Source organism: Pseudomonas brassicacearum (assembly GCF_003732265.1).
In the GTDB taxonomy this organism is placed as follows: Bacteria; Pseudomonadota; Gammaproteobacteria; order Pseudomonadales; family Pseudomonadaceae; genus Aquipseudomonas; species Aquipseudomonas brassicacearum_D.
On sequence record NZ_MOBK01000090.1, the window covers coordinates 1 to 524 of the forward strand.

Annotated in this window: 1 pseudogene; it reads left to right on the forward strand. The window is 57.3% G+C overall.

The features are described from left to right. Positions 1-115: 115 nt before the first annotated feature. Positions 116-524 (forward strand): annotated as a pseudogene (gene emhA / locus BK660_RS30185) (efflux RND transporter periplasmic adaptor subunit EmhA); the annotation flags it as partial.

Below are 524 nucleotides of genomic sequence, written 5' to 3' on the forward strand. Positions count from 1 at the left end.
CAAACAACCATGAACGTAAGTATATTCCTTAGCAAGCTACTTATCCACCCGGTATCCTTTTTTTACCCTTACACACTTCTTGTGCGCTCTTTGCGCGCCTGACCCGAGGATCTTCATGCAATTCAAGCCAGCTGTTACCGCTCTGGTCACTGCCGTCGCCCTGGCATCGCTGCTCAGCGGATGTAAAAAGGAAGAAGCGGCACCGGCCGCTCCACCGCCTCAGGTCGGCGTCGTCACCCTGCAACCACAAGCCTTTACCCTCACGTCTGAACTGCCGGGTCGCACCAGTGCGTTCCGCATCGCTGAAGTGCGTCCACAGGTCAACGGCATCATTCTCAAGCGTCTGTTCAAGGAAGGCGGCGATGTCAAAGCCGGCCAGCAGCTGTATCAGATCGATCCGTCGGTCTATGAAGCGACCCTGAAACGCGCCGAAGCCAACCTGCGTTCGACCAAGTCGATCTCCGACCGCTACAAGCAACTGGTCGACGAGCAGGCCGTGAGCCGTCAGGAATACGACACCGCCG